Below are 19,387 nucleotides of genomic sequence, written 5' to 3'. Positions count from 1 at the left end.
GACGTTTCGGAACAGGCGCTCGTCCGCCCCTGACCCATGGCCCGCCCGCATCAACCCATCGGTCTCACGCCCCAGGCATGCCGTACTCGGCGTATTGAAAAAACACCTCCACCGCCCCGAGATGCTCCGTGCCAACGATAGCCGCGATATACCCATCCGGCCGCACCAGCACCCATTCCCCCGCGGACACCGCATATCCCGCCCGGAAATGCCCTCCCTCATCGACAAGCTCTCCGCCTTCGCCGACGGTATGGATACGCAGCCCCGCCCGCGCAGCTACGCAAGCGCGATCGGCGTCATAACCGAACAACGTCCAATGCGTACCTTTAAGCAAATCGAATAGCCGCACCGGCCGGCCGCTGGCGCCACGCATCGGCGCATCGGGGGCGCGGCCGCCGGCGTAGGGGCCATGAAGGCGTTCCGGCCGTTCCAGCGCAAGCACCGAATCTGCGTAGCCAAGATCCAGCTGCCGCACATTGCGCCCACGCCGCATATCCCCTTGCTTCGCCGCGGCAAGCAACTGCGTGGAAAGACCGAGCACCTCCGCAGCAACGGGGCGGCGCTCCTGCTCGTAGGTATCGAGCAACGCATCTTCTGCACCGCGCAGCACCGCGGCCAGCTTCCATCCAAGGTTGTAAGCATCCTGGATGCTGGTATTGAGGCCCTGGCCGCCGGTCGGCGGATGGATATGCGCCGCATCGCCCACCAGAAACACCTGCTGCACGCGGTACCGATCGGCCAGTCGCGCATTCATCTGATAAGCCGACGCCCACGAGACGGATTTCACCAGCAAGTCGCCGCGCCCGGATCGATCGTGCAGCATCGCGGTGAGTCCGGCGGCGGAGAGATCGACCTCGCCTTCCAGCGGTATCGGCGCCTGGATCTGGAACAGCGCCGTGCCCGCCAGCGGACACACCGCCAGTTGCTGCTCCATCGAGCCGTCGTTGAAGCGATGCCACGCATCGCGTGACAGGCCATCCAGGACGACGTCCGCCACGATGGCGCGCACACCCAGCGTCTTGCCGGGAAAGTCGACGCCCAGTGTTTTACGCACGAAGCTGCGGCCGCCATCGGCGCCGACCAGATACCGCGCTTGCACCACTTCGTCGTTGCCATGCCTGCGCAGGCGCGCCACGACGCCGGCTTCGCCCTGGCTGAAATCGATCAGCTCGCAGCCGAATTCCGGAGCGTGCCCCAGCTCGCACAGCCGATCGCGGAGGATGGCCTCGGTGAGGTACTGAGGAAGCATCTGCGGCAACGCATAAGGCTCGGCGGGCGTCGGCTCCGCGCGCTCGACCACCTCCGATTCGGTATGGCTGCCGTCGCTGCGGTATTCGCGCACGGCCGGATACAGGCCGCCGGCCGCGATGATCCGGTCCACGATGCCCAGGTCCTCGAAGACCTCGAGTGTGCGTGGCTGTATGCCCTTGCCGCGCGAACCGTGGAAAGGGCTGTCCATCTTCTCCACCAGGCGGAAGGCGATGCCGCGCCGCGCCAGCTCGATGGCCAGGGTGAGTCCGGCGGCGCCGGCGCCGCAAATCAGCACGTCGATCTTCGAATGACTGGTCATGACTGCTCCAATATGTGTAAAGTGCACATAACTGGAGCGAGCATATGCCAAGCAAAAAAAATGTGCAAGATGCACATATATCGACTCAGCTGCGCAACCTGCACGGCGCACTGATCACCATCATCAGCGTGTTCAACCGGCCGGACCGCGACGAGGCGATGATCCAGGAGGCCGGCATATCGCTGGACCGCGCCCTGTTTCCGCTGCTGGTGCTGGTCGAGCGCCTGGGGCCGATCGCGGTGGGCGAGCTGGCCGGGCGGGTAGGGCGCGACTATTCGACGGTGAGCAAGCAGGTGGCCAAGCTGGAAGCGCTGGGGCTGGTCAGCCGCCAGGCCGGCGCGACCGACCGCCGGGTCACCGAAGCCAGCATTACGCCGAAAGGCAAAGTCATGACGGACGCCCTGGACGCGGCGAGAGAGCGTTTCGGCCGGGCGCTTTTTGCGGACTGGGAGCCGGGCGAAATGGACGAACTGGTTCGCCTGCTGCAGAAGTTTGCGCACGACATCGATGCGCTGAAATGAATAAACGGGGACGGGTGCAGTTATCCCGACTTAACTAAGCGCGTTCCTTTTCCGTCTATCAATTCGAACTCACCTTGAAATCCAAGGTGACGTCGGCCGCCGCCGGCTGCGGCGAATCGATCGACGTTTCAAAATGCCCGCCGAGCCGATTGCCGGACGGATCCTCCAGCGTGCCGTGCACCATCAGCCGATAATCCCCTGCTTTCCACGCCGAGTCCGGCGTAAACGTCCACGTCGTTTCGCCATTCCGTAATTGCCGCTGGCCCTCGACCAAGTGATCGCCGGCATCGACGACCGCCAGATAACCGGCATCCCGTCCATCGATGGGGCCATCCAGGCTGACCACGAACGGCTCCCGCGTACCGGGCCGCACAGCCGATAGCTTCCACGCCGCAGCAACCGGACCGTTTCCATCCACGGGACCGATATGCCACCGCTTGATGGGGCGACCATCGAAGCTAAGCACGACGTCCTCGCCCTCGCTCAGGATCGGCCCCTGCTGCTCGCGCGCGATCAGGCCGGTTTTTACGCGGCCGGGATGGAACAGCAAGGTCAGCACCTTTCCATCGGGCGACCACAGCTCCTGCTGCAGAAACGGCTCCTGCAATAAACGCCCGTCAGCACGGGAAAGCGCGATCCGCGGCAACACTTCGCCTTCGATCGGCGCGGCGAACACCACCGACAAGCGCAGCAGATTGGTCGGCACCTCGGCACTGGAAGGCTGCACGGCGACAACCTCCGGCGCCGGCTGCGCGGCTTGTGCGGCGGTGGGCAAGGCGGCGGCAAACACCATGCCGCCGATCAGCAGTCGCCAGCGCATGGCTTTATTCCGACGCCTTGATCAAATCGGGAAAGCCCTCGTCCTTCAGCAGGATGTCCTGCCGCGGCTTGATGTATTTCTGCTGGAACGCATTGCCCTTGAAGCTGAAATTCCGGAAGGCGTATTCGGAGATATGGTCCGACAGGCGGAAGCTCAGGTCCTTGCCCATCGACACCAGCTGCAGTGCGTCGTGCTGCAGATCGCGGCGGACCATGACGAACGACTTGTCGTCCAGGTTATCCAGCCGCATCACGCCGGCCAGCGGCGCCTGAGCCACATTAAGCCCCGCGATCTGGCCGAACGGCACCTGCTTCTCGATACCCGGCCCCATACGCGCCGCATCCAGTTCCGACACCGGGATGACGTTCGACACGCGGTTGTAGTTCACCAGCATCAGGTATTCGCGGGTCTGGCCCTGCTCGGTCTGCGAATAGGCGACCATATCGGCCGGCGTATTGCCGTAGCCGAGTTCGCCGACGGTCTTGCCGCGGATATGCGCGCCGTCCTTCAGCTCGTCGAGGGGGATGATCACCAACGGCGTGCACGTATAGGCCGCCACGAGATACGGCTTGCCGCCAAGCTTGGCGAAACTCATGGCGCGGATGGGCGCGCGCGTTTCGATCAGATTGTGTCCGCCGTGGAAGATTTCGATAGAGGTGATCGACTGCCTGGCGTCGAACGGATAATGAATCCGCCGCAGCGTCGAGGCGAAATCCTGGTTGGAAAGCCCCGCCACGAACAGCTCGCCGTCGCGCCACTTCATGTCGGTGACGGTGAAGCTGCGCTCCGGCATGTCCTTCCAGAACTTCTCGTCGCCGGTGGGCGCATCGCGCAGCGCCACCGAGGTGCCTTGCGCGGCCTTAAGGTCGACGCGGCGCGCCTTCTTGTCGCTGGTGACGGCGAACAGCGCCGGGGTCTTGTCGGCGCCATAGCTGACGGCGACATAGACCTCCCCGGTGCCGGGGCGCGCGACCATATCCTCGACGGCAACCCTGGCACCGCCCACCTGGTCGGACAGCAGCTGCTCCAGATCGAGCACGTTGAACACTGCACCCACCGGTTGGCGCGCAGGCGGCGCAAGCTTGATCGCGTGCACTTCGGCAGCTTTCCAGTCGGTGACGAAAAGCACACCGTCCGGCCCGAAGGCGAGTCGCGAGATGGATTTGACGTCCGCAGCCGACGCGTTGATGGACAGGCCCAGCAGGCAGGCCGTGGCGAGAGTGGAAAGGCGCATGAGTTACCCCTTGATACGACAGTGAAATGAAGCTCCGGCAAGCCGGAGTCATTGCCCGTATTGGCTTGCACGTTCGGCAAGGCGGGGCCGGGTATTGCCCTGATTCGCGCCGATGCTAGGCGGGGCGGCAGGGCGCCGGGTAGGCGCGCGAACCGAATCACGGTGGTGATCGGTGGGCATCAATGACGCTTCGCGCGGGTAATGTTTTTCGATTGACGCGTAGCGGGAGCGCAACACAGAATCCCGAATTCGCCCTGACACGGGCGTCCATGAGCAGTCACGCCTTATGAAGCATGCGCCACCCGGATACGCGTGCCCGTTCTGCGGTATCGCCGCAACGCTTCCATCGCCTGCGCCGGAATCAGCCGTTGTGCTGGTGGATACCAACGTGTTCGCCCTGGTGCCCACGCATCACTACGCCGGCATCAAAGGCAACTGCCTGGTGGTGCCGCGGGGCCACTACGAGAACGTGCTGGATATACCGGACGAGCTGGGCAGCGACTTCTTCCGCGCCACACGCCGCCTGGCGCTCGCCATGCAGAACGCCTTTGGATGCGAAGGTATCTCCACGCGCCAGCACAACGGCCCGGCCGGCAATCAGGATGTGTGGCACTACCATCTGCATGTGTTTCCGCGCTACTCGAATGATGGGTTGTATGGGGGGCGGAAGGTGCCCTACGCCATTGAGGAGCGGATGGAACTGGCGGCGAGTCTTCGGGCTGTTTTGCGGTAGCACCTACTGGAGCTCACAGAACCGCCGTCATCCCAGCGAAGAGCTTCATAACAGCGCATCTGGTCAAGCTGGGATCCGGCGTCTTAAGGCACTGGACCTCAGCGTTCGATTTAACTGCACCCGTCCCGGTTTAGCCCATTTCCTTGAAGTCGAGCCCGGTACTTTTATATGCAGAAACTTTCAGGCAGTGGCCGCTTTTTTGGTCAACGTGTGTCCCAGGGGCCTGCGGTCATCGGTGGGACTTGCAGGCTTCAAGGGGCCATATCCCCCAATACCGGATTGCCCCTGACCCAGCATGCGGCAGTGAAGTTGGGGGCGTCCGGATTCGCCATTCCCAACTGGGACGTGCCTGAGGTTCATTTCCTGTACTCGTGGAAATGTTGCATCAGTCAAGGAGATCTCAGCTACCGATATGCGTCTGGTCGGCTGGAAATCATTGAGTACACAGCGGGAACCGAGGACTTCGCCGGCTTTCCCTATGATGGCTATCCGGTGGTCTTTCCCGCTGCCCAGTTCCTCCTCCGGCCGATCCCGGAGGAGGACCAGGAAATCATTGCTCGGTTGAATAACACTGAGCTCGACCAGGGTTTCAAGTTTGAGAACGCGAGGGCTGGTCAGCTTTCAATTCCGACTCACCAGTTCGGAGGCGTCCCGTTCCTTCTCAACCCCCTGATGGAAGAGAAGCGCTGCGTCGCGTGTGGAGATGAGATGGTTTTGATTGCCTCCATCGGGAACAACTCTTTTTCACATGATGGCGGGTTCTTCGGGAACGACTTTGTCCAGTTGGTGTTCTTTGGTTGCGACCGTTGCAAGGTGCTGTCGGCTGTCAATGTGGCCAGCTGATGCAGAGCGGAGAACTAACGGGGACAAGTGCAGTTAGGCCGATCTAACTACACCCGTCCCCGTTTAGCTGGGACGTAATCGCCACGCCCCACCATGCGTTATGTCGCCAATGCGGAGGGTGGCCTCCACGGGAAGCGAGCATGAATCGCGACATTCTGCGAATGATAGGCGCGCTGCTGTTCTTCGCGTATCTCGGAAGCGACCTCGCCCAGGCATGCGACGTGCCAGCGCCGCTCAAGTCGATCGACCCACCCGGTTTCTACGACGACCCGACGGGCTACGCCCAAGCCGTCAAGCCCATGCGGGACTACATCGCCAAGCTCAATCACGCCGCCGACAGCGGCCAATGGGCCTGCACCATGGATCTGCTCGACGCCTGGGCCCGCGCCGATGCATTGATGGGCCCGATCACCGGTTACCAGGGTTATTACGAGCGCTCATGGGCGGGCACCGACTTCGCCCTGGTGGAGTTGCGCCTGCCGGCGGAAGTCAGGCATGCCAACCCTGGCCGCCTCAACGCCATCAACCAATGGCTGGAGCACATCGCCGTTGCCACGCGCGACGCGGACGCCATCAATCATCTGCACAACAACCTGGTGTACTGGGCGGGCTTGAACCTGGTGGCCACGGGTACGGTGGCGCATCGGCCGGAGCTGATCGACGCCGGCCTGGCGCGCGCCAGGGAAGGCATCCGCGATATTCGCGCGGATGGTTCGCTGGAGCGCGAAGTGAAACGTGGCGATCGCGCGCTGCATTACCACACGTTCGCACTGATCCCGCTGGTGTTCACCGCCGAGCTGGCGCGGCAGCAGCATATCGATCTGTATCAGGAGAACGGCCACGCCATCGGCCGCCTGGCTGATCTCGTTACCGATGCGGTCATCGATCCGGCGAGCTTTGCGAAGATCACGCCGGTCAAGCAGAAACTGTTTCCGTGGACATTCCAGGACGAGCTGGCGTGGATGGAACCCTACTACGCGCACACCAGGAATCCGCGACTGCCGGCGTTGATCGCGCCGCGGCGGCCGATCAGCGAGTGGCGATTGGGCGGCGACGTGTCGGCTGCGTGGGGTGTGGCGTTGTAGCTAACGGGGACGGGTGCAGTTATGCCGATTTAACTGCACCCGTCCCCATTAAAAAATCACCGATCGTCACCACTCAACAGCGACCCCACGATACCGCCCACCAACCCGCCGCCCAGCGTCGCCCGCCCACCACCGCCTTCGCCACTCGGCAGGTACTCCGCGATCTGATGCGCCAACCGCGAAATGGGCAACGTCTGCAGCCACACGGACCCCGGCCCGGTCAGCACCGCCAGAAACAATCCATCGCCGCCGAACAACGCATTCTTGATGCCTGGCACCGTGGTGATCTGAAAGCTCACCGACGACTGGAATGCGCCGACATGCCCCGGGTGCACGCGCAGCGTCTCGCCGGGCGCCAGGTCTTTGCGGATCAATTCGCCGGACAGTTCCAGCCACGCCGTGCCATTACCGGCCACCTTCTGCAGCACAAAACCGCTGCCGCCGAAAATGCCCGCGCCCAGCGACTGCTGAAAACCCACGCCGATGGTCACCTGCGGCGTGGCGCAGATAAAGCCATGCCGGTGCACCATGTATTCATTACCGGGGCCCACCGTCACCGGCACGATATGGCCCGGCACCTTGGTGGCAAACGCCACTTCGCCGGTGGTGCGCACGGCGCGGTATTCGGTCATGAACAGGCTGCCGCCGCCGACCACGCGCTTGAGCGCGCCGAACAGGCCGCCGCCGCCGCCCATCTGGGTGTGGGTGCTCATCTGGATCGATGAGGTCATCCAGGAAAGCTCGCCGCTCTCGGCAAAGATGCTTTCTTCCGGCGCGAGCTGTACTTCCAGTACGGGCATGACGGTGCCCTGGATGCGTGTCTGCATGTGGTGTTCTCCCTGGCGATGGAATGGCTGGCGGTTGGCAAAAAGACCGTAGCGGCGATGGTCCGCGCTTTTTGTGTCGGTTGGAATGTGTCTTTTGGAGCGCAAGAAAATGCGCGTAGAGCCAGGTTTCCTTATATGCGGGTGGCCCAAGTTTCGGGCCGTCCCTGAGGCTCGTTCTGATCAAGAGGAAGCCTTGGGCGTACAAAGATCGATGAGGATCAGTCGCTTACGCTCTTAGGATTAGTCTTAACGACTTGGCGCATAATTCGGTCTGGCTATGGACAGGGGAAGCCAGAATGACGCCATCGGAGAATGAGCAGTTCACGAAGATGCTTCGTGATGCGGCGGAGGAATGTAGTCGTATTGGTTATCGGCCGACGAAATTCCTCCAGATGTTGAACGCAGACGGCGGTGACGCAACCGCTGCGAGATTGCTAGCAGCATCCAACATATCGGATGGCTTCGCCGAGCTTCAGATGCGCGGCAGGCTCGATCTGACAGTTGAGGCGTTGGTTCTTGAAAAGGGATGGGCGGATCACTTTGATCCAGCCTTGATCAACCAAGCAAGGCGGCGGCTTCTTGCTGCGCGCTACACGCCCAAGCTCGCGTCGATCCATGAAAATGGCGGAGAAGCTTCGTCACCAAGAAGCGATCGCTCAGATACGGCGGAGAGTGTTGCCCTTTCCGACGGCCTGGCAAGAGTCCTGCGGGGCTATATGGCGGCCGCAAAGGAGCCATTCTCCAAGCACCCGATGGCAAACTTTATACGGGGCATGCTCGCTGATCAGGTGGCAAATCTATTGCGGGGATATGCGCCGAATCTCGATGTGAAGGGGAGTGCCGGCCAAGGTGTCTGGGCCAGAGGGCCATGGATTGGCATATTCGATCCCCTAGTCACAACAAGTGCGCAGCGCGGCTACTACGTCTGCTACTTATTTAAAGAGGACATGAGTGGCGTTTATTTAAGCCTCAATCAGGGCATGACTGAGGCCAAGAAGCACTACAGGTCAGATGCTAAAACCGCGCTTCTGGCTAGAGCTCAGAATTTCCGTGCAATGTTGGGATCGCGCATATCTAGCGAGTTGATCTCTGAGATCGACCTAGCTCCGAGTGCGCCAAGCAATGACACGGCGTTCTATGAGAAAGGCAACATCTGCGCCGTGTACTACTCGGCCCGATCGATACCAAACGAAGAAGTTGCAAGGAAGCACCTTGCGGACATGATCTCGTTGTATCTGGCTTTGGTCGAAGCCGATCTAGCCGCCGATGGCTCTTTGGATGATGAGGACGATTTGCCGCCCGCATCCATGTTGGAAGATGGAACTAAGTTTCGTCTCCACAAGAGGATCGAGCGCAATGCGGCGCTGGTAAAGCTGGTGAAGCAATCCAAGCCTAGTCATTGTGAGGTTTGTGCCGTTGACCTTGGTGAGCGCTACGGCGCAATCGGAAGTGGGTACATCGAAGCCCATCATTTGCGCCCCATCTCATCACTGAAGGGAACTAAAGCCGAACTAGACCCAGTGCGAGACTTTGCTGTGTTGTGCCCCAACTGCCACCGCATGGTGCACAAGTCTGGCCTGATCGACGATCTTGAGCGATTTAAGAAGGAGCACTTCCGTGGCTAGCAATGCCCCTGGTGAGCTTCAAGAGCTGCGAGATCTAATCAGAGCGTTCGTCGTCGAGCGTGATTGGGACAAGTTTCATACGCCAAAGAATCTGGCGGTATCGCTCAACGTAGAGGCCGGGGAACTTCTGGAACCCTTTCAGTGGAGCACCACAGGCGGCCTGGACGAATTGGCTGATCCGCAGCTGCTTCATGTTCGACATGAGGCAGCCGACGTCTTGATCTATCTGATACGTCTGGCGGACAAGCTCGGCATCGATCTCGGGGAAGCGGTCCGGGAAAAGCTAGAGCTCAACAAACTGAAATATCCGGCTGACATTGTCAGAGGTAGTGCTCGTAAGTACACCGAGTATTAGCTAGCTCTCGATACCTTAACCTGCTGCGCGGGCTGCAAGGGCCCGACAGAAGACCCATTCTGAAAGGAGATCTTTATGTCGACGACGACCGGGGTCAATCCTCAAGTCACCGATGCGGTAACGCAGGCCAATACCCGCGGCACCGCCACTACCGGCAATGCGCCCGCCATGGCGCTGGGTTATCTCTACCAGGCCACGGCAAACGCGCTGTCCGTTGCCGCGCATACCGCCGTTGTCAGCCAGCAGCAACAGGACATCCTGGCGCAGGCGGCGACGACGCAGGGCATCATGCAGATCTACTCGCTCGATACGGCGACCACCGGCGTTGCGACGGAGCATCCGCTGGAGCCGCCGTCTGCCGCGGCCGCGGTTGCCCTGCACGAGATCTCCGCGCCCGTCACGCAGTTGAGCGTGTCGTCGAACGCGCATGGCATCGATAACGCCGAGCCGTGGTGCCATGCCGCGCTGGAATTGATGGGTACGGTGGCCAGCACCTTGCACGCGTTCCAGAAGGTGACGGAGGAGAGCGGCATGGCGGCGATCCGGCAGGCGGCGACGGCGTCCGTGCTGATCCATATGATCAAGTCGCCGGATCAGCTGGAGCAGTATCAGAAGATTCTGAAGGTGATCGAGGAGCTTTGACGCGGCGTTGCGCAGTGTCTACGCATTTGCCATCGGATGTGTCCGAAAAGCGCCGCGCATGCTTGCATCGCGCGGTGTTCCTACAGACACGCCGAAGTCGTTTTGATAGTTTGCTTGTGTTGCCCGCGGAGTGACTCGAAGCGCGTCGCGGGCAACCATGGCAGCAATGCTGTGAGAGCGCGGGCCAAGGGTGCAGCGAACACCCCTGACCCGCTAACCATCACCAACTAATGAGGAGTTGATCATGGCTAAGCCAGATCATACGGCACTTCTTCGCCCGCCGATTCCCACGGCGGCAGCTTCACCGCCCATCCGGGTTGTCCGAGCAACGCGCGGACACGGTTGACGAGACGGGATTTAAGAGTTTTCGCAGGAAAGATTCCTAGCCGTGAAACCCGGCGCGTTGCCTTGCGCAACGGCGGAAGCTGCTGAACCCGTCATCTACTTCCTCAATCAAGCCGCCCGGGGCTCAAGTTTTGAGTCGCCGGTGAAACCCGAGTCCGTATGGTCGCGGCACGCCGTGCTGTCCGGCGGCGTGCCGTTCTCGGAGCGGGGTGCGGTGCTTAGCAAGGAGTTGCTTATGAACAGTGTTCTCGGTGAAGCGTGGATCGTGCGGCACGCTGCTTATTACACGGATCCGGAGGCGGGACCGGATGCGTTGTTGAACGATGTGACGGAGTGGTTGCAGTACGCGTATTGCTCCATCCAGGTGCTGGCGGAGTTGGTGCGTGAGAGGGGGAGTGTGGATGCCCAGCGGGTGCCGGTGATGTTGGAGGGGATTTCTTTGGATGGCTTCGTCAGCCAGACGCCTTTCAGTTCGGGCGTATGAAGGAAGTCTTTGGAGACGGAATCCCCGATGCTCGGATCGTTCACATGGATGGAAATCTGGTTGCCGCATTGACTGCACTCCCAGGCTTTGATGGATCCGAGCTTCTCCGTGACACGCCAACTTTGCGCATCACACTTATCGCACTTCATACATCCCCCTGGCCTTCATATATGCTTCGGCGAGCCGACTTCCCGCCCGCTTGAGGTTACCGCCGATACCCCGGCATAGCTAAGCACGAGCGTCGCATGCTCCGGTGGCATCCATTGAAAGCGTTCGGAAGACCGAATACGCACCCCACGCATTAACGCCTCTGCCACTAAGGCTCCGGTGGCACACCCTGCCTCAACCCCGGCAACCCCACAAACAACGATCCCCCCGCGGCAGACCGTAACTCCCGCGGCACCAACATGTAACCCAGCTTCAAGGGCGGAAACATCGACCGCGCAAAGCTGCCCACATGAATCACCCGCCCATGGCGATCCAGCGACCACAGTGCCGGTGCGTACAACGGAGCGGAGATAGTTAAAGCAGCTCAAGGGGTATCGGCATGGGCCGTTTGAACGCCAGACCGGACTGGTCGCCTCGCAGCGGTCAGATAACCATATTCGCCAGCTCTAACCATCTCCTGACCACGGAGCAGTTAGCCATCCACAGATTCACGAGCCAGGCGGCAGCCAGACATCCCCCTTCGCCATACCCAGCAACGCCATGTAAGCCCCAATGTGCTGATAGCCAACCTGCCGGTCAAAGTCATTGCCATCGTGTTGAATCAGCCCCTTGTCGGTAGTCCCGGTGTGCTGGTCTTGCCCTTCGCTCGGCTGCTGATAGTTCAAGAACTGCAGAAACCCGTAGTTCTTGTTGATGCCATCCTGGATGCTCTGCGGCGTGTCGATATCGGGCTCGTAGATATTCAGGATGTTCTTGATGGTGCTCGCGCTCCAGGCGTCCGGCACCATGTCCTTGGTGTTGAAGACTCTGGTTGAAAGCCCCTTCATGCTCTTGTTGAAGTAATCGGCAAACTGCTCGTTTCCCGCCGTCGGCGCGGCGAAGGTAAAGCAGCCCAGGGTCGCCGATGGCAGCTCCGCCTTCAGATAAAGCGACAGAACCGAGGCCAGAGCTCCGCCGAGGCTGTGCCCCACTACGGTGACTGTGCCGCCGTTGGCTACATGATTCGTCAGGTAGCCAAGCAAGCGGCCGCCCAGGGGAATGATGCCTTTGAGGATGTTCTGCACACCATCCATCGCACCATTGGATATGGACGTACCCCACGGCGCCGAAGAGATCAGGCCGCTCAATGCCGTCTGACCGATATCTTTATCCTCGACATTGACGTCGTACGCCGACTTCGGGTTGGTGCCGCTGGTCACTACGCGATAGTCGCCCGACAGACCTTTGAAAATGGCGGTGATATTGGCGGCATATCCCTTCGACGTCGGGGATGTTCCCGGATCGAGGAAGGTGAAAGGTCCCCATGCTAGCGTAAAGGCACTCGCATACGTCGACTGCTTGACCCGTTTGACGATGTTTTGCTGGACCACCGAAGGGTCTGGATACTGCATGGGTTTGCCTTGATCGTCGACGGCAGCATTGTTGAGTACAAAGGCCAGCGTCAGATTGATTTTCGCGTCATTCGAAGACATAGCCGCACTCCTTGCCTGGGCACAACACAACGATCCCCGCTCCGAGCATGGAGGGGGCGCTCAATAGCCTGAGTCTTTGTCGCCGCACCAGCGAATAGAGAAAGCCGATACGCTCCTTATTCGACTTTGTCAGCTTTGATGTCTGCCAGTGTGCTCATCGACGCAGGTGTGATCGCTGCGTGCGGTGAGCGCCAGGATTCCCGGCTGCCGAAGCTAAATTGCATGCCGTAGATGGCCTGTGAAAAACAGGCCTGTCTTCGTCGGCGTGATCCACGCCATCTTGCGAAGGAGCGAAGGGGACGTTCTTACGCTATGCCATTGAAAGCGAGCTCCGAGAACTCCCGCGTCTCCGGGTCATATAGCGCTCCCCAGAAGGCGCTGCCGCCATCGCAGACGATGGCCGGCTTTCGCCTCCATGCTCCTCGATCCTTACTGTGGATCGATATCTCGAGAGGGATTGCATTGATGTAGACATATTTCTTGCCGCGTATCGTTACCCCAACGTACTGCCTGAGGAACGCATTAGGATCGCTCACCGATCCTCCTGTAGAGCAGCATTGATGCGATTTGAGCTCGGCAAGCTTATGCAGATCCTGCTCCAGCTGCGCCGCCACACTCGGCGGAATCTCCCATGAGCCATCCACCTGCTCTGGTGTCGATCGAGAACACTGGTGGAGTGCGTCCTTGGCCTGGTCGGGCGGCAGAATCGCCCAATGCTCTGTTGGCATGGCGCAGGCTGTGCCGCTGAGGGCAATGAGTAGAAGGATGGATGTTCTTGCTCGCATGGCTATTCGCTCCTTGATTCTGTGCTTGTCGTCAGATCTGGATCATCTGCATAAGGTCAGGGCCTGGATCACCCGTTCGCGGAATGAATCCGCTCCTTCTTTATGGTTGCCAGATACGCCTCTGCGAGCCGCACCCCAGCGCGCTTAAGGCTTACCTCGGACACCCCGGCATAGCTAAGCACTAATGTCACATGCTCAGGCAGCGTTTGATGGAAGCGCTCTCCAGAACGAATACGCACTCCACGCGTCAGCGCCTCTGTTACCAACGCCTCTGTCGCACCACGCGCCAATCGCGGCAATCGCAAAAACAACGATCCCCCCGCCACCGAGCCCACCACTTCCATATCCTCCCCAAGCTTCCCTTCCAACACCCCGGCTAACGCCCTATGCCTCGGCGCCAACCGATGCGCAATCCTCCGCAAATCCCTCAAGTACTGCCCACTCCCGATACACATCGCCAGCACATGCTGCTGCAGCGAAATACTCCCCCGGTCCGCCAGCCACTTGACCGCCAGAAACCGCTCCCGCAACCCCCGCGGCACCAGCATGTAGCCCAGCTGCAAGGCTGGAAACATCGAGCGCGCAAAGCTGCTCACATGAATCACCCGCCCATGGCGATCCAGCGACCACAGCGTGGGGCAGGTGCGCACCCCAAACCGATGCTCGCAATCGAAATCGTCCTCCACCAGGCACGCATCGTGCGCATACGCCCATTGCAGCAAGGCCCTGCGCCGCTCCTCCGACATCACCACGCCGGTGGGAAACTGGAACGACGGCGCCACGTTCACCAGCCGTACGCCATCCAGCGCCGCCGCATGCCGCCCGATATCCATGCCCTGCGGCCCCACCTGGCACGGCACGATGCGCGCGCCCATCGCTTCGTAGGTGTGGCGCACGCTCCAGTGGCAGGGTTCCTCCACGCCTACGGCGTCGCCTTCGTCGAGCAGCACGCGGGCGATCAGGTCGCGGGCCTGCTGGGCGCCGCTGACGATCAGGATGTCGTCCGGGTCGACCTCGATGCCGCGTTCCACACTCAAGTATCCGGCCACGGCTTTGCGCAGGGCGACGGCGCCTTGCAGCTCGGGGAAGTCCGGCGCGTCGCGGCTGCGCAGCAGCGCCGTCAGGTTCTGCATCCAGGCCTTGAGGCTGCGCGGGTCGGACTTCACGCGAGGCTGCGCAAGGTCGATCACGTCGCCATCGAAGGCAGGCGTTTCCGCCTCGGGCACGGCAGGCAGTGCGGCGCGCCGGGCCAGGCGGGACAGCCGCGGCGCTGGCGGCGCTTCCACCGGTGCCTCCACCGGCGCGCCGCCCGCGGACACGCCGGCGGCGCGCACGCACACATAGGTGCCGCTGCCCGAGCGCGATTCCAGATAACCATCGCTTTCCAGCTGGTCGTAGGCCATCAGCACCACGGTGCGGGAAACCCCCAGGGCCACGGCCATGGAGCGGCTGCCGGGCAGGCGGGCGCCCGGCTGGAAGCGGCCCGAGTCGATATCCCGCCGGATGGCATCGGCGAACTGGGCGTACATCGGTTCGTCGTGCTGCCGCCTGTTGGCCATCTTTAAGCGCTCCGCGGCGGCTGCAAGTGGTCATATCGAAAAAGCGCGCGACCGGTCATTTACGACCCCGCCCGCCGTGAAGAATGATCATGCCACGGCTGGCAGGACGCCCCTCGCGGGCGCGCCGCCGCCACCGCCCGCATCGGGTAGCCCAACGGGGGGAATCGCAACTTATCGCTACTTACGACACCGGGCCACGGCCCGGCGGCGCGGTGCGCTCGCGATTTGCCCGTGCCTGGTCTTTGGGGAGGCCGGCGGCTGCGGCGGAGGCCACGGCGGTGCGCATGTCCGGCATGTCACTACTTACTTGAAGGAGCATCGGTATGAAGCGTTTTACCTTGTCCGTGCGCAAGCTGGCGGTGCTGATCGGTTGCGTGCTGTGCCCGGGGCTGGCCAGCGCGCACGGCATCGACGACCACAGCGGCGACCCGGCCTACGCCAGGTACTACCAGCAGCCGGTGAGCTGGGGCGCTTGCCCGCCTTCGCTGTTTACCGACGGCAGCACCATCCAGTGCGCGCTGGTCACAGTGCCGCAGGATTGGGCCGACCCGAGCCAGGGCGACATCACCATCGGCATTTCCAAGCCGCTCAACCCGCCGGCGTATACCCGCCTGCTGCTGGTGAACGGCGGCGGGCCGGATAACTCCAGCGCGTCCATGGCGGAGATGTTCGAGCAATGGCAACCGCAACTTCAGGTTGACCACCTGGTGGTTGGCGTGGACCTGCGCGGCGTGACCGACGGCCTTGGCACCCAGGTGAGCTGCGACTACGCCCCGCGCAGCGGCGCCGAGAACTTCATGGACGGCGACAGCCGCAACCCCACGCCGGCCAGCCTGCAGGCGCAGCAGGATTGGTGGAACCGCTCGATGCGCGCGTGCCTGCAGCAGCACGGGGCTTTCCTCAAGGGCATCACCACGCCCAACCACGTGCGCGACCTGAACCTGGTGCGCGCCATTCTGGGTTTCCAGCATGCGGACCTGTTCGCCGTGTCCAGCGGCACCGGCCTGATGGCGTATGCCAGCCGCATGTTTCCCGACAAGTTCGAGCGCGTGGTGCTCGACAGCAATATGAACTGGTCGCACCTGGACTGGCAGCAGCAGGCGCTGCAGCGCATGTCGATGGACCAGCTCAACCTGCAGCAGGCCTTTATCCCTTTTATGGCGCGGCACAACGACCAGTTCCACATGGGCACCACGCCGCAGCAGGTGATGACGACCTTCCAGCGCATCTACCAGGCCACCTCGCAGCACCGCATGGGCAGCGTCACGCCGGACCAGGCGCTGGGCGCCCTGGATGGCACGGCGATGTGGATCTTCTGGGACCTGCTGGTGGCGCCTTCGCTGAGCGCGATGTCCGATGCACTGGACGGCGACCCGGCGCATATCGCCACGGCCGAACAGATCGCCTCCATGACCTACGCCGACCTGCGCGTGCTACCCAGCTTCAACCCGATGAGCGCCGCCCTGCAGTGCAACGACTCCGGTTCCACCGACCGCCGCAGCATGGCCCGCAAGATCGCTGATACGCATAAATACTGGGGGGTAGGCGCATCGACCATGGAGGATCAGTGCCAAGGATGGCCCTGGGCACCGGCCATCGACCCGCTGCTGGAACTGCGGACGAAGGTGCATGGGTTGATGGTGCAGGGGGAGTTCGATCCGTCGACGCCGTATGGGGAGGCGCTGGTGGATCGGCTGTGGAATGGGAATGCGGCGCCGATGGTGTTTATCGATAACGCGGCCACGCATGGGGCGATTTTCGATGACAACGCGTGTGTGGTGGCGGCGGAGTTCGGGTATTTGAATACTGGGGTATTGCCGAAGCGCGATGTGATTTGCCAGGCTGGGCCGATGCACTCGTTTGGGATGCGGGATAGTGCGGCGTATGAGTACGGGTATCCGGCAAGGGGGCCGTGGTTGCCGTTGCCGCCGGATGTGGGGCAGGTGAGTTGGGTGTTGGTGCCGTAGAGCTTTTAGCCCGTCTCCCAATGGGAGAGGGGTTGGGGTGAGGGTACGGGCGGAGCGCAGGAGTGATGTGCACCGCTCCGCCCGTACCCTCATCCGGCTGCCGCCACCTGACCACATTGCTAGAAAAGCGCGATCCGAGAATTTCTGCCGCGCCGTGCAAAAAAACGGCAGTGCTCAATCCAGAAATTCCCAGGTGTCCGCCCCATCGAAGCGCCTGACAACCACCGACTCCAGCAACCCGGGTTCAAAATTCCGCAGATTCACGCCGTGGCGAGCGCCTGGCCTGAGCTCCATCGGCTCCCAGTGAGTGGCGATACCGCAGATCTTGCATCGCACATTCCGCAAAGATCGATCGCCCCAGACATAGCTTTCCGTGTTCTCGGGGTGGCCTTGGATGGAGACTGAGCCGAGTTCGTAGTAAGCCCATATGCCTCCCGTGCGGCGACATAGCGAGCAGTTACAACTCGTGGCTGTTGCGGGCGCTGCCGGAAGCGTGAGGCGTACTGCGCCGCAGTGGCAGGAGCCGTGGAGGGATGGTGTGGGCTGTTCGTGGTTCATGGGGTGTATCGCGGCGCGCCCTCGAATGTGACTTGCTTGGGCAGCATGAAGGCCAGGACGTCAGCCGCGACCGCCGGCATCGAATACCGAATGGAAGCCGCATCCGTGGATTTGCGCTCGAACTTCGCGTCCTTGAAGCCAGGTTTCGACGTCAGTTGACGAATCTGGCTCATTCCATGTCCTCCCTCTGGGAGAAATCTGGGTGTGGCGCAATGTCCGCTTCGGATCGAAAGCGAACATCAGATCTCCTCCTGATGCATATCCCTACTGGGTGCGGCATCCATGTGGGCTCGCTCCGAAAGCACCGCCTTGGCGCTCTTGAAGAAAAGGACACCCAGCAATAAAACTAGCGTCTGGAAGACCATATATCCGCCGGAGTGTGAAAATTCACCACCTCGTAGAAGCACGGCCAGCCAGAGCGCCGCACTCGAGAAAATGCAGATCGCCGACCAGACCCTGACGACAAGATACGCCCACGTCTTGCGCGTATAGACCGAAAAGATGATTGATACCTGGATGGCGATTGGCAAAAGCGTTATCCATACGCCACTCATCAGGCCCAAGAGGTTTAAGGCCAGAAGTATCCCGACGGTCGAGTAGAGCGCCGGCACGTAGTAAGTCTCAAATTTACTTTGCATGACCATCACTCCCCTTGATGGTGGCTCCAAGACTTCCATCGGCTGCGCTCCCGCGCAGAGCCCCTAAGGTCCGCTTTGGGTCGAAAGCGGACCAATGCTAGCTCGTTATCCCACGTCGGCGGGTTGATCGGAACAGCGGGCAGAATTGGCGTCACAGACCACGGCGTGAGCCCGACTCTGCATTCGATGGACGACTACGGCCAACCTCCTGGCATGGCCGCAAGACGGGCGACCGAAGCATGGCCCCCGGTGTCTTTCCGCCCCCGGGGGCAAAGCCGCGTAAAATGGTCGCTTTACGCCCACTCAAGTACCCCATGGCCCTCACCGCCACCATCCACAAGGCCGAACTGTCGATCAGCGACATGGACCGGCACTACTACGCCACCCACGCATTGACCCTCGCCCGGCATCCGTCGGAAACCGAGGAGCGATTGATGGCGCGCCTGCTCGCATTCACGCTGTATGCCGACGAACGGCTGGAGTTCGGCAAGGGGCTCAGCGACACCGACGAACCGGCCCTGTGGCGCAAGGCCTATACCGACGAAATCGAGCTGTGGATCGACGTCGGCCTGCCTGATGAAACACGCTTGCGCAAAGCCTGCAACCAGTCGCGGCACGTCGTGGTGCTGGCCTATGGCGGCCATGCCGTCGACGTCTGGTGGAGCAAGATCGCCAGCACGCTCACCCGCCACGACAACCTCAGCGTGCTCGCCATCGACCACGCCGACATGCAGCAACTGGCTGCCCTGTGCGGGCGCAGCATGCGCCTGCAATGCCTGATCCAGGACGGCGAACTGCAGCTCATCGCCGGCGACCTCACGCTGCCGATCCGTCCGGCTATCCGCAAGGGTGAGTACGCTGTCGCTTGAGAAAGTGGCCCTGCCCCGTTTTGAAACGTCCGCCGTGGGTCGAAAGCAGACTTTCAACTACCTTGCCGAAGTCGTCGAGTTCCTCGGCGAATCAAGCAACCAAGCCAGGAGCAGCAGCCCAGCGACCACGGGAATGGTCCATGCCAATGTGCTCATCACGGCCGGCGGTTCCCCGGAGTAATCCATGGCGGCAAACGGGTTGAAAACCCCGATTGGAATAATGATCGCCCCAAGCAGGGAGAATGCGGCCGCCACGCGGCGTGCATATCGGTTCATACGCACCAACC

Annotated in this window: 19 protein-coding genes; 10 read left to right on the top strand and 9 right to left on the bottom strand. The window is 61.6% G+C overall.

Annotation, left to right across the window (positions count from 1 at the left end; genetic code table 11):
• Positions 1–64 precede the first annotated feature (64 nt).
• Positions 65–1,621, bottom strand: coding sequence for an FAD-dependent oxidoreductase (locus tag ISN75_RS21270; RefSeq protein WP_423385104.1), 1,557 nt, complete (start codon positions 1,619–1,621; stop codon positions 65–67).
• On the opposite strand from ISN75_RS21270, the gene ISN75_RS21265 reads away from it, so the two are divergent.
• The gene (locus ISN75_RS21265) at positions 1,615–2,091 is read left to right on the top strand and encodes a MarR family winged helix-turn-helix transcriptional regulator (RefSeq protein WP_423385103.1); all 477 of its coding nucleotides are present in this window, start codon (positions 1,615–1,617) and stop codon (positions 2,089–2,091) included. The two genes, ISN75_RS21270 and ISN75_RS21265, sit on opposite strands and share 7 nt — an antisense overlap.
• Before the next feature lie 58 nt (positions 2,092–2,149).
• Here the strand turns inward: ISN75_RS21265 and ISN75_RS21260 are convergent, their stop codons facing one another.
• Both ISN75_RS21260 and ISN75_RS21255 read right to left on the bottom strand, forming a co-directional pair.
• Positions 2,150–2,911, bottom strand: a complete 762-nt coding sequence (locus ISN75_RS21260; RefSeq protein WP_343818103.1) for a hypothetical protein — start codon at positions 2,909–2,911, stop codon at positions 2,150–2,152.
• Positions 2,912–2,915: 4 nt separating this feature from the next.
• A complete protein-coding gene (locus tag ISN75_RS21255) occupies positions 2,916–4,145 on the bottom strand; it encodes a hypothetical protein (protein ID WP_343818101.1) in 1,230 nt (409 codons plus the stop codon).
• 286 nt (positions 4,146–4,431) lie between these two features.
• Here ISN75_RS21255 and ISN75_RS21250 point away from each other — a divergent pair, with 286 nt between their 5' ends.
• The 3 genes from ISN75_RS21250 to ISN75_RS21240 all read left to right on the top strand — a co-directional run bounded on the left by ISN75_RS21250 (position 4,432) and on the right by ISN75_RS21240 (position 6,806).
• On the top strand, positions 4,432–4,878 hold the full coding sequence (locus ISN75_RS21250; protein ID WP_343818099.1) for an HIT family protein: 447 nt from the start codon (positions 4,432–4,434) through the stop codon (positions 4,876–4,878).
• Between the two features lie 168 nt (positions 4,879–5,046).
• The gene (locus ISN75_RS21245; RefSeq protein ID WP_343818097.1) at positions 5,047–5,721 is read left to right on the top strand and encodes a hypothetical protein; all 675 of its coding nucleotides are present in this window, start codon (positions 5,047–5,049) and stop codon (positions 5,719–5,721) included.
• Positions 5,722–5,861: 140 nt separating this feature from the next.
• The gene (locus ISN75_RS21240; RefSeq protein ID WP_343818095.1) at positions 5,862–6,806 is read left to right on the top strand and encodes an alginate lyase family protein; all 945 of its coding nucleotides are present in this window, start codon (positions 5,862–5,864) and stop codon (positions 6,804–6,806) included.
• Between the two features lie 56 nt (positions 6,807–6,862).
• Here ISN75_RS21240 and ISN75_RS21235 read toward each other — a convergent pair whose 3' ends face one another.
• A complete protein-coding gene (locus ISN75_RS21235) occupies positions 6,863–7,633 on the bottom strand; it encodes a TIGR00266 family protein (RefSeq protein ID WP_343818093.1) in 771 nt (256 codons plus the stop codon).
• A gap of 296 nt (positions 7,634–7,929) precedes the next feature.
• On the opposite strand from ISN75_RS21235, the gene ISN75_RS21230 reads away from it, so the two are divergent.
• From ISN75_RS21230 to ISN75_RS21215, 4 genes are all read left to right on the top strand, one after another.
• Entirely contained in the window at positions 7,930–9,258 is a 1,329-nt protein-coding gene (locus ISN75_RS21230; protein ID WP_343818091.1) for an MrcB family domain-containing protein, read from the top strand.
• Positions 9,251–9,613 carry a nucleotide pyrophosphohydrolase gene (locus ISN75_RS21225; protein WP_343818088.1) on the top strand — a complete coding sequence of 121 codons (363 nt, stop codon included), beginning with the start codon at positions 9,251–9,253 and terminating at the stop codon, positions 9,611–9,613. Before ISN75_RS21230 ends, ISN75_RS21225 begins: the two co-directional genes overlap by 8 nt.
• Positions 9,614–9,688: 75 nt before the next feature.
• On the top strand, positions 9,689–10,255 hold the full coding sequence (locus ISN75_RS21220) for a RebB family R body protein (protein WP_423385102.1): 567 nt from the start codon (positions 9,689–9,691) through the stop codon (positions 10,253–10,255).
• 388 nt (positions 10,256–10,643) lie between these two features.
• Positions 10,644–11,084 carry a hypothetical protein gene (locus tag ISN75_RS21215; RefSeq protein ID WP_343818086.1) on the top strand — a complete coding sequence of 147 codons (441 nt, stop codon included), beginning with the start codon at positions 10,644–10,646 and terminating at the stop codon, positions 11,082–11,084.
• A 656-nt stretch (positions 11,085–11,740) separates the two neighbouring features.
• On the opposite strand, the gene ISN75_RS21210 is transcribed toward ISN75_RS21215, so the two are convergent.
• The 3 genes from ISN75_RS21210 to ISN75_RS21200 all read right to left on the bottom strand — a co-directional run bounded on the left by ISN75_RS21210 (position 11,741) and on the right by ISN75_RS21200 (position 15,068).
• Positions 11,741–12,724, bottom strand: a complete 984-nt coding sequence (locus ISN75_RS21210) for a lipase family protein (RefSeq protein ID WP_343818084.1) — start codon at positions 12,722–12,724, stop codon at positions 11,741–11,743.
• Positions 12,725–13,029: 305 nt separating this feature from the next.
• Positions 13,030–13,509, bottom strand: a complete 480-nt coding sequence (locus tag ISN75_RS21205) for a hypothetical protein (protein ID WP_343818082.1) — start codon at positions 13,507–13,509, stop codon at positions 13,030–13,032.
• Positions 13,510–13,577: 68 nt separating this feature from the next.
• Positions 13,578–15,068 carry a PLP-dependent aminotransferase family protein gene (locus tag ISN75_RS21200; RefSeq protein ID WP_343818081.1) on the bottom strand — a complete coding sequence of 497 codons (1,491 nt, stop codon included), beginning with the start codon at positions 15,066–15,068 and terminating at the stop codon, positions 13,578–13,580.
• Between the two features lie 323 nt (positions 15,069–15,391).
• Between ISN75_RS21200 and ISN75_RS21195 the strand changes: the two genes are divergently transcribed.
• The gene (locus ISN75_RS21195) at positions 15,392–17,035 is read left to right on the top strand and encodes an alpha/beta fold hydrolase (RefSeq protein ID WP_343818079.1); all 1,644 of its coding nucleotides are present in this window, start codon (positions 15,392–15,394) and stop codon (positions 17,033–17,035) included.
• 554 nt (positions 17,036–17,589) lie between these two features.
• Here the strand turns inward: ISN75_RS21195 and ISN75_RS21190 are convergent.
• On the bottom strand, positions 17,590–17,766 hold the full coding sequence (locus ISN75_RS21190) for a hypothetical protein (RefSeq protein ID WP_343818077.1): 177 nt from the start codon (positions 17,764–17,766) through the stop codon (positions 17,590–17,592).
• A 66-nt stretch (positions 17,767–17,832) separates the two neighbouring features.
• On the bottom strand, positions 17,833–18,270 hold the full coding sequence (locus ISN75_RS21185; RefSeq protein WP_343818075.1) for a hypothetical protein: 438 nt from the start codon (positions 18,268–18,270) through the stop codon (positions 17,833–17,835).
• 275 nt (positions 18,271–18,545) lie between these two features.
• Between ISN75_RS21185 and ISN75_RS21180 the strand changes: the two genes are divergently transcribed.
• A complete protein-coding gene (locus ISN75_RS21180; protein ID WP_343818073.1) occupies positions 18,546–19,100 on the top strand; it encodes a YaeQ family protein in 555 nt (184 codons plus the stop codon).
• The last annotated feature ends 287 nt before the right edge of the window (positions 19,101–19,387 follow it).

It is taken from the genome of Dyella marensis (assembly GCF_049532885.1).
GTDB classification, from domain to species: domain Bacteria; phylum Pseudomonadota; class Gammaproteobacteria; order Xanthomonadales; family Rhodanobacteraceae; genus Dyella_D; species Dyella_D marensis.
The sequence above is the reverse complement of the archived record's forward strand: the minus strand, read 5'-3'. Positions and strand labels throughout refer to the sequence as shown.